This window comes from Methylobacterium sp. CCH5-D2 (assembly GCF_001556475.1).
Classification (GTDB): Bacteria; Pseudomonadota; Alphaproteobacteria; order Rhizobiales; family Beijerinckiaceae; genus Methylobacterium; species Methylobacterium hispanicum.
Genome location: NZ_LSIX01000339.1, coordinates 1 through 8,812 on the forward strand (window position 1 = coordinate 1; position 8,812 = coordinate 8,812).

Sequence of the window (8,812 nt, forward strand, 5' to 3'; positions counted from 1 at the left end):
GGGAGGACGGGTCGTGGCCGGCGATCTGCGCGGTCTCCAGCCACACGGCGACCTGCGCTAGGCCGATGCAGGCCAGCACGATTAGCGCCGGCCGCAGCCAGAACTGGTCGCCCAGGAACTCGATCCAGGCTCGTACCCTTGCCCTCATCGGCAACCTCTTTCCCTGCTGCCCGGGCGTTGGCGACCCGCTCTACCCGGGCCCTACCCATGCCCCCGTCCCGGCTCAGGCAAGGTCTCGCCGCGTGCGATGTTCCCTCGGGGTGGCAACCAGGAGGACGAGAGCCCCGGCCACCATGCAGGCGACCGAGCCGGCGAGCACGCCGATCTTGACCTCGGCCTCCAGGGCCGGGGCTTCCGCGAAGGCCAGCAGGCCGATGAACAGGCTCATGGTGAAGCCGACCCCGCAGAGAAGCGAGACGCCGTAGACCTGCGCCCAGGTCGCATGGGCCGGGCGCTGCGCCAGCCCGAGCCTCACCGCGGCCAGCACGAGCCCGAACACGCCGGCCTGCTTGCCGAGGAACAGGCCGAGCGCCACGCCGAGCGTCACCGGGTCGAGCAGCATGTGCGGGGTGAACCCGGCCAGCGACACGCCGGCGTTGGCGAAGCCGAAGACCGGCAGGATCAGGTAGGCTGACCACGGCTGGATCGCGTGTTCGAGGATGTGCAGCGGCGAAATCGGGTCGTCGGGCTTGCCGACGCTCAGCCGCAACGGCGCCGTCATGGCGAGCAGCACCCCGGCGACGGTGGCGTGCACCCCCGACTTGAGCACGAGGATCCAGAGGACGACGCCGAGCAGGAGGTAGGGCCAGAGGCGCGCCACGCCGGCCTTGTTCAGCCCGTAGAGCACGGCGAGGACCAGAGCGGCGCCGCCCAGCATCGGCAGCGACAGGTCGGCGGTGTAGAACACCGCGATGATGAGCACCGCGCCGAGGTCGTCGAGGATGGCGAGCGCCGTCAGGAAGACCTTCAGCGACACCGGTACCCGCGATCCCAGCAGCGCCAGCACGCCGAGGGCGAAGGCGATGTCGGTGGCGGCCGGGATCGCCCAGCCCCGCAGCGTCTCGGGCGAGGACCAGTTCACGGCGACGTAGACGAGGGCCGGGGCGGCCATGCCCCCCGCCGCGGCCAGCCCCGGCAGCACCCGGTCTGGCCAGGTGCGCAGGCGACCGTCCAGCATCTCGCGCTTGATCTCCAGCCCTACGAGCAGGAAGAACACCGCCATCAGGGCGTCGTTGATCCAGTGCAGCACGCTGAGCGGGCCGAGATAGGCCTTGAGCACGGCGAAGTAGGTGTCGGCGAGCGGAGAGTTCGCCACCACGAGCGCGAGCACTGCGCTCGCCATCAGGACGAGGCCGCCGCCGGCCTCGCTGACGAGCGTGTCGCGCAGGGCTGACATCGGACGGCGGCGGGGCCGCGCAACGGCATGGGGGGAGGACGACACGGGCACGGGTCTCCGGCGCTGGCGGCCCGACCAGCGCTCGTCCTGCCGGTCCGACCGAAGGACCGCGCACCCTGAGGGGGGCTATCGCACCGAAGCCCGGCAGGCACAACCTACGCCTCACCGGATCCATAAGGCGGGTACGACGGCCGGCGACCCGTTCAGGTTACCGGAACCGCGTCCGCGTTACGTGTTTCGCAAACCGAGACCCGCGAGCGAGCATTTCCAGGCGCATGACACACCTGACCGAGAGGCTTCGGACCCTGTACGAGGGCGACACCGACCGCGCCCACCGCTTCCGCTACGGCCTGCTCGCCTTCGACCTCGCGACTCTCCTCTTCATCGTGGTCTCCTCGTTCATGCCGCGCGAACCGCTTGTCGAGGGCGTCGACGTGCTGATCGGGGCGGCGGTGACCGCGGACTTTCTGTCCCGGCTGGCCATCTGCCCGCGGCCGGGCCGCGAGTTCCTGCGTCCGACCACATGGGCCGACCTCGCCGCCATCGCCTCGTTCCTGGCGCCCATCGTCGGCGAGGGCGCGGGCTTCCTGCGCATCCTGCGCACCCTGCGGCTGCTGCGCACCTACCAGTTGCTCGACCGCCTGCGCGCCGACTTCCCGTTCTTCCGCCGCAACGAGGAGGTGATCATCGCGGCGGTGAACCTCGCGGTGTTCGTGTTCGTGATGACTGGCATCGTCTTCGCCACGCAGCACGGGCGCAACCCGGCCATCGGCAACTACGTCGACGCGCTCTACTTCACGGTCACGTCACTGACGACGACGGGCTACGGCGACGTCACCCTGCACGGGACCGGCGGCCGTCTCGTCTCGGTCGTGGTGATGATCTGCGGCGTCACGCTGTTCCTGCGCCTCGCCCAGGTGCTGTTCCGGCCCTACAAGGTGCGCTTCCCCTGCCCGACCTGCGGCCTGCAGCGGCACGAGACGGACGCTGTGCACTGCAAGGCCTGCGGCACCGGCCTCAACATCCCCGACGAGGGCGCCTACTGAGGCGGGCGCTCAAGCGCGTTCCTCCCCATCGGCCGCCTTCTCCTCCCGCATGACCTGCCAACGCGCCCGCGGGGGATTCCGGCTGGCGGGCCAGCCCTCGCGCTGGCGCGAACGGTCGCCGTCGGTCTCCTCGGTCTGGTCGTGGAACAGCACCTGGCTGGTCGGGTATGGCAGGTCGATGCCGGCGGCGGTGAGCGCGTCCTTGACGTTGGCGATGGCGTGATCGAGGGCGTCGACGGCGTCGCGCCGCCGGGGCGGGTCGATCCAGAGTCGTGCCGTCATGTCGACGCCCGCTGCGCCCAGGCCCGTGACCAGGGCCTCGGGCGGCGGGTCGGCCAGCACGCCCTCGGTTCCCCTCAGCGCCTCGACGATGACCCGGCGCGCCTCGCGGATGTCGTCGCCGTTGCCGATGGTGAGCGGGAAGGCGAGGCGTCGTTTGTCATGCGCGGTGATGACCGTGATCTTGTCCACGAATAGCGTGGCGTTCGGGATCAGCACGCGTTGATTGTCATAGGTGCGCAGCACCGTGGCCCGCACCCAGACGTCCTCGACGGTGCCCTCGTGCGATCCGGCCCGGATCTGGTCGCCGATGACGAAGGGCCGAGTCAGCAGGATCAGGATGCCGGCGAGCAGGTTCTGGAGGACGTCGCGGAAAGCGAAGCCGATGGCGACGCCGCCGATGCCGAGCAGGTTGAACAGGTCGGCGGCCGAGACGGACGGGAAGGCCACGGACGCGGCCACCAGGAACGCCACGAGGACGGTTACCCCGCCCGCGATGCGGCCCAGCACCGCCGCCGAGCCCGGCGAAGCGTCGCGCATCGCGGCCGCCCGGCGCACCGCGGCTCGCACGCCGCGTGCGACGAGCAGGCCGAGACCGAACAGGATGACTGCGACGGCGAGCCCCGGCAGGAGGGCCACGGCCGAGCGACCGAGTTCTTCGAGCCGCCCGAGCGCTTCGGAAAAGATCATGGGGTACCAGGGAGCAAGGGAAAGCCGCCGGAGGCGGTCGGGCCATCCGGCGGCGCATGGTCACCCGCGGCGGCTTCGAGCCGCCGCGGAGCGGGCGGGTTCCAGGGTCAGCGGCGCGGGCCGCCGGTGGTCTGGCCGTACTGCTGCCCGCCGAACCTGCTGCGCGAGGGCATGCCGGCATTGCCGCGACTGGCCGAACCCTGCCGCATGTGGCGATGGCGCATCATCCGATGGCGTCGCATCTCACGACGCGACATGCGGACCTGGACGATATCGCTGCCGTTCGAGGCCGCCACACCGGCGGCGTTCATGTGGAGGGCCGACGACGGCAGGGTCGAAGCGGCGAGGCCGAGGCCGGCCAGCAGCGCCGCGGCGAGGAGGGTATGCTTCATGATGGTCTCTCCTTCGATGTGTCGGGTCAGCTCTTCTTCTTCGAGTATTCGAACTTCGGCGCGTTCTTGAGGGTGTCCTTATCGGTGTCGGCGTGGACCGCCCATTTGCCGTCCTTGTTGCTGATGGCCAGCGTCGCGGGGTCGAGCACGACGTAGCTCTCGCCCAGCCCAAGGAAGCCGCCGACGCCGACGACGACGCCGGTCAGCGTCTTGCCGTTCTCGATCACGAGATCCTCGACCTCGCCGACGGTCTCGTTCTTGTTGTTGTAGACGGTGGTGCCGACGAGCTTCGACGACATCACGTCGGCGGGCTTCACCGTGACGTACTTGAGCTTCACCGTCGCGGTGTCGGCCATCTTCATGCCGGTGCCGGCATCGGTGGCGGCGGGCATCGCCGTGCCGGGGGCCGGTGCCGACGGCGTCGTCTGGGCCAGGGCAGGCACGGACATGCAGGCGATGGCAAGTGCGGCGAGGACGGTGTTCTTCACGCTGGAAACTCCCTGAGCCATGCCTCCGACGGCCGGGCCTGGGCCCGTCGGCGGAGGGCTGCGGCGCGTCCCCCTCGGACGCGTGATCGCGGTCGGTAACGTGCGATGCCGGAAACCGTTCAGCGGCGGTTCATCCATACGGGAGCCACCGGCCGGCCACGTGCGACCGGAACACCGCCTTCGAGCGGCTGGTGCGGGCCAGCGGGGTTTCACGTCCTGTCCCGCCAGGAACCAAGCCGTGCGGGGAATGCTTGCAGTCCGGCATGCCCGTAGCACGGGCGCACAGATACGGAGCGAGGCATCTTGATGACCGCCCATCGACTTCTCCCGTCCGGTCGTACCGCGGCCATCCTGCTTGCCGGCGCCGTCGCCGTGCTCTCGGGTGTCGTGACTTCGGCGCTGCCGGCCGCCGCGCAGTCGGCCGGCAGCGCCATCGACCAGCCGACGGCCGGAACCCTTCCGCCCGGGACGTCGACGGTGAAGGACAAGGACAATGGCGCCGCGCCGCGCGACCAGTCGTCCGGCCAGGTCGCTCCGCCGAGCGCCATCCAGTCCTCGACGGACGTGATGAAGTCGGGTGGGGCGGTCCAGATCAAGGGCGAGGGAGGCGGGACGAACCCGGTCAAGCACCTGCCCAAGGACATGCGCTGACGACCGGTTCCCGCGCCCGTGCGGGCCGGCGTCCCGACTTGCCCGACGCGGTGGCGCAGCCCACGGTCGAGGATCCGAAAGGTCCCCGTCGATGTTCTTCGACACTTGGCACGGCCTGCTCCGGGTCGTGGTCGTCGGGCCGCTGGCCTACCTGGCCCTCGTGCTGTTCCTCAGGATCTCCGGCAAGCGCACCCTGACCAAGCTCAACGCCTTCGACCTCGTCGTGACCGTGGCGCTCGGCTCGACGTTGTCCTCCATCGTGCTGACCAAGTCGGTGGCGCTCCTGGAAGGCGTGCTCGCCCTGGGGACGTTGATCGGACTCCAGTTCCTGATCACGTGGTCGAGCGTGCGCTCCCCCAGGGTCAAGGCGGAGCCGACCCTGCTCGCCCATGACGGGCGTTTGGTCGAGGGAGCGATGCGCCGCCAGCGCATGACCCGGGACGACGTCCTCGCGGCGTTGCGCTCCGAGGGGCTCGACGACCTCTCGCAGGCCGCCGCGGTGGTGCTTGAGACCGACGGGTCGATCAGCGTGCTGAAGGCCCTGTCCGGGCGCGGGTACGGGCTGGACGGCGTCTCGCAGCCGGGGGCGGACCAGCCCCGCTCATGACGGCGCTCGCACGCCTCACGGTGACCGTGTTTGCCGGGACCCTCGCTGCCGCGAGTCTCGTTCCGCCGGTTCCGACCGAATGGTGGGCGGTGTGGTTGCTCCTAAAAGGGCGGTTTCGCGGCGGTCTCGGTCGAATGCCTCGACGCCTTCGGCTCAGACCACCACCCTGAGCTCGTACGCCTAAGCCGCCGCGGAAGACCGGGGACGTCGTCGCCGCCAAAGCGTTACTCTCGGCCGTCGGCGCGACCGAACGGGTACAAGCGCGTTGAGCCTACTTACCAAGATGCCCCCGCACCCGCCTGCGGCCTGGGCGGGGGCCGTCCGTGATCTCCATCTTCGACCTCGCCGCCCTGCTGCTGACCCTGTCGGCACTGTTTGGCTGGCTGAACCACCGATTCCTGCGGCTGCCGCATACCATCGGGCTGCTGGTGATGGGACTGCTCGCCTCGCTCGCCCTGGTGGGCCTCGACCTCGCCTTCCCCCAGCAGCACCTCTACGAGGATCTCACGAAGATCCTCCGTCAGGTCGATTTCACCGACGTGGTGATGAACGGCATGCTGGCCTTCCTGCTGTTCGCCGGCGCCATGAGCCTGGACCTGCGGGCGCTCCGCGACCGCGCCTGGGCGGTGGCGACGCTCGCCCTCGTCGGCACGCTGATCTCGACCGCCATCGTGGGCGGCGCCTTCTGGTCCGCGGCTGACGCCCTCGGCCAGCCCGTCCCCCTCGCCTGGGCCCTCGTGTTCGGGGCGCTGATCAGCCCGACCGACCCGGTTGCGGTGCTGGCCACACTCAAGAATGTGAAGGTGCCGGAGGCGCTTGAGGTCGAGATGCAGGGCGAGGCCCTGTTCAACGACGGCATCGGCATCGTACTGTTCACGGTCCTCGTCGCCTTCGCCGCCGGGTCGGGCGTCGAGGCCACGAGCGCCAGCGGCGTTGCCCGCCTTCTTTTGCAGGAGGCCGGCGGTGGGCTCGTTCTCGGCGTGGCCACCGGCTACGTCGCCTACCGCGCCATGCGGGCCATCGACGACTTCCCCGTGGAGGTGCTGATCACCCTCGCGCTCGTCGCCGGCACCTACGCGCTCGCGCAGAAGCTCCACTTCAGCGGCCCGCTCGCAGTGGTCGCGGCGGGGCTGCTCGTCGGCGACCGGGCGCCGCGCGACGCGATGAGCGAGGAGACGCAGGGCTACGTATCCTCGCTCTGGACCCTGATCGACGAGGTGCTGAACTCCGTCTTGTTCCTGCTGATCGGGTTGGAGGTGTTGGTTCTGCGCTTCGAGGCCGGAGGGCTCGTCCTCGCCGCGTGCGCCCTCCCCATCGTGCTGGTCGCGCGGCTCGCGGCGGTCTCGACGCCGCTCCTCGCCTTCCGGTGGGGCGGCAACCTCTCTGCGCGCAACGTGCCGTTCCTGACCTGGGCCGGCGTGCGCGGCGGCATCTCCGTGGCGCTGGCCCTGTCCGTCCCCGAGAGCGACGCCAAGCCGGCCATCCTCGCGGCGACCTACGCGGTGGTGCTGTTCACCATCGTCGTTCAGGGCTCGACGCTGGGCATGGTGGCACGCCGGACACTCAAGGATCTGCCGGAGCGGGACGCCGCCTGACGACGTCGACCGGCCTCGCCACCTTTCCCGAACCCGCCCCTCCGGAGCGCCAGCCATGAAACGGGATGGTTCGACCACCGTCGTCTACGCCGCCCTTGGCGGCAACCTCGCCATCGCCGTGACCAAGTTCGGCGCCGCGCTCTACACCGGGTCGAGCGCCATGTTCACCGAAGCCCTGCACTCCCTCGTCGACACGGTCGACCAGGGCCTGTTGCTTTACGGCATGCACCGGGCGAAGCGACCGCCCGACGAGGCCCACCCGTTCGGCTACGGCCTGGAACTGTACTTCTGGTCCTTCGTCGTCGCCCTGCTGATCTTCAGCCTCGGCGGGGCCTTCGCCATCTACGAGGGCGTCGAGAAGATCCGGCACCCCGAGCCGATCCGCGACGCCTGGGTGAACTACACCGTCCTGGGGCTCGCCGTTGTATTCGAAAGCTACTCGTTCGGCGTAGCGTGGCGCGAGATGCGCAGGCGGCACGCCGATGTCGGGATGTGGTCGGCGTTGCGCCGGTCCAAGGACCCGACCACCTTCACCGTCATCCTGGAGGACGGCGCGGCCCTGACCGGCCTCGTAGTGGCCGCCATCGGCGTGGCGGTGTCCGAGGGGTTCGACGAGCCCCGCGCGGACGGAGTGGCCTCATTCGCCATCGGCCTGCTCCTCGTCGGCGTAGCGGTCGTGCTCGCGCGCGAGACCCGCAGCCTCCTGATCGGTGAGAGCGCTTCTGCGGCGCTCCTCACCAAGGCGCGGGAACTCGTTGCGCAGGACGGTCGGATCGCGCGGATCGAGGATGTGCGCAGCCTGCAGATCGGGACCGACAGCGTGGTGTTGGCCATGGTCCTGGGCTTTCGCGACGGGACCTCCGCCGAGGATCGTGACGCCGTTCTCGACGAGACGCACGGGCGCCTGCGGTCACGCCTGCCGAGCCTCGCCTACGTGTACCTGATGGCGGCCCGCGGCGGGCCGTGAAACTACGGCACAAAGGCGGTCCGTGTCCTTGCATCCCGCGCGGATGAGACGTCGGCGTGACCTCGATGCCCTGAGTGGCAAGACCGGTGGGACGAGAGGGAACCCACCCCTCCGTCGCGGCTTGGGGTCGGGGTGGTATCGGGTCGCGTCCCGGCACAAAGCGGGAACGGCATGCAGGTAACGATGGTCCCCCTCGATCCCCTGGTCCCCACCTTTCGGGAACGCGGCATCGTGGAAGGCGGGGACCGGACGGCGTGACGCTGACCACCCGCATCCTGCTGCTCGTCCTGCTGGCGCTGGCCCCTGCGCTGGCGATCCAGGGCTACAACGAGTACGCCCTGCGCGCGAGCCGCGACGCCGCCATCCGGGTCGATGCGCTCGCGACCGCCCGCGGCGTCGGGCAGACCCTGGCCCAGATCGCCGAGGGCGTTCGCCAAGCCCTCGACTTCGTTTCAGAGGATCCCACCGTCAAGGCCCGGGACGCGGTCGGCTGCACCGCCTATCTCCGTCGCGCTGCCGCGCGGATGCCCAGCGTTCTCGCCTTCGCCCTGGCCGCGCCCGACGGCCGCGTCATCTGCAACAGCCGCGGGGCCGCGCCGGGGTCCTACGGTATGGGGGAGCGCGACTACCACCGCGAGGCGGTGGGCCGGCAGCTCTTCGTGATGGGCGGCTACGCGCGCGGCAAGGCCACCGGACGGGAC

At 70.2% G+C, this 8,812-nt stretch carries 9 protein-coding genes and 2 pseudogenes; 6 read left to right on the forward strand and 5 right to left on the reverse strand.

The window, feature by feature from the left end; genetic code table 11:
- Both AX737_RS35660 and nhaA read right to left on the reverse strand, forming a co-directional pair.
- Positions 1–148, reverse strand: a pseudogene (locus tag AX737_RS35660) (DUF2254 domain-containing protein); the annotation flags it as partial.
- A 75-nt stretch (positions 149–223) separates the two neighbouring features.
- Complete coding sequence (nhaA, locus tag AX737_RS08905) at positions 224–1,396, reverse strand: Na+/H+ antiporter NhaA (protein WP_197430511.1); 1,173 nt, start codon at positions 1,394–1,396, stop codon at positions 224–226.
- A 275-nt stretch (positions 1,397–1,671) separates the two neighbouring features.
- On the opposite strand from nhaA, the gene AX737_RS08910 reads away from it, so the two are divergent.
- Positions 1,672–2,442, forward strand: a complete 771-nt coding sequence (locus AX737_RS08910; RefSeq protein WP_066920687.1) for a potassium channel family protein — start codon at positions 1,672–1,674, stop codon at positions 2,440–2,442.
- Positions 2,443–2,451: 9 nt separating this feature from the next.
- Here AX737_RS08910 and AX737_RS08915 read toward each other — a convergent pair whose 3' ends face one another.
- The 3 genes from AX737_RS08915 to AX737_RS08925 form a co-directional block, all read right to left on the reverse strand.
- Positions 2,452–3,411 (reverse strand): mechanosensitive ion channel family protein, encoded by a 960-nt coding sequence (locus tag AX737_RS08915; RefSeq protein WP_066920689.1) that lies wholly within the window; start codon positions 3,409–3,411, stop codon positions 2,452–2,454.
- 107 nt (positions 3,412–3,518) lie between these two features.
- Positions 3,519–3,803, reverse strand: coding sequence for a hypothetical protein (locus AX737_RS08920; protein ID WP_066920691.1), 285 nt, complete (start codon positions 3,801–3,803; stop codon positions 3,519–3,521).
- A gap of 26 nt (positions 3,804–3,829) precedes the next feature.
- On the reverse strand, positions 3,830–4,291 hold the full coding sequence (locus AX737_RS08925; RefSeq protein WP_245293415.1) for a PRC-barrel domain-containing protein: 462 nt from the start codon (positions 4,289–4,291) through the stop codon (positions 3,830–3,832).
- A 306-nt stretch (positions 4,292–4,597) separates the two neighbouring features.
- Here AX737_RS08925 and AX737_RS08930 point away from each other — a divergent pair, with 306 nt between their 5' ends.
- The 5 genes and pseudogenes from AX737_RS08930 to AX737_RS08950 all read left to right on the forward strand — a co-directional run.
- Positions 4,598–4,942, forward strand: coding sequence for a hypothetical protein (locus tag AX737_RS08930; RefSeq protein ID WP_245293416.1), 345 nt, complete (start codon positions 4,598–4,600; stop codon positions 4,940–4,942).
- 91 nt (positions 4,943–5,033) lie between these two features.
- Positions 5,034–5,549: a YetF domain-containing protein gene (locus AX737_RS08935; RefSeq protein WP_066920694.1), complete on the forward strand. Its 516-nt coding sequence runs from the start codon at positions 5,034–5,036 to the stop codon at positions 5,547–5,549.
- A 323-nt stretch (positions 5,550–5,872) separates the two neighbouring features.
- Entirely contained in the window at positions 5,873–7,144 is a 1,272-nt protein-coding gene (locus tag AX737_RS08940; RefSeq protein WP_066920696.1) for a sodium:proton antiporter, read from the forward strand.
- 55 nt (positions 7,145–7,199) lie between these two features.
- Positions 7,200–8,111 carry a cation diffusion facilitator family transporter gene (locus tag AX737_RS08945; protein ID WP_066920698.1) on the forward strand — a complete coding sequence of 304 codons (912 nt, stop codon included), beginning with the start codon at positions 7,200–7,202 and terminating at the stop codon, positions 8,109–8,111.
- Between the two features lie 254 nt (positions 8,112–8,365).
- Positions 8,366–8,812 (forward strand): annotated as a pseudogene (locus AX737_RS08950) (histidine kinase); the annotation flags it as partial.

Excerpts from the sequence above, each read along its gene's own strand:
- nhaA (WP_197430511.1), bottom strand. The coding sequence starts at position 1,396 with ATGTCAGCCCTGCGCGACACGCTCGTCAGCGAGGCCGGCGGCGGCCTC.
- AX737_RS08910 (WP_066920687.1), top strand. The coding sequence starts at position 1,672 with ATGACACACCTGACCGAGAGGCTTCGGACCCTGTACGAGGGCGACACC.
- AX737_RS08915 (WP_066920689.1), bottom strand. The coding sequence starts at position 3,411 with ATGATCTTTTCCGAAGCGCTCGGGCGGCTCGAAGAACTCGGTCGCTCG.
- AX737_RS08920 (WP_066920691.1), bottom strand. The coding sequence starts at position 3,803 with ATGAAGCATACCCTCCTCGCCGCGGCGCTGCTGGCCGGCCTCGGCCTC.
- AX737_RS08930 (WP_245293416.1), top strand. The coding sequence starts at position 4,598 with ATGACCGCCCATCGACTTCTCCCGTCCGGTCGTACCGCGGCCATCCTG.
- AX737_RS08935 (WP_066920694.1), top strand. The coding sequence starts at position 5,034 with ATGTTCTTCGACACTTGGCACGGCCTGCTCCGGGTCGTGGTCGTCGGG.
- AX737_RS08945 (WP_066920698.1), top strand. The coding sequence starts at position 7,200 with ATGAAACGGGATGGTTCGACCACCGTCGTCTACGCCGCCCTTGGCGGC.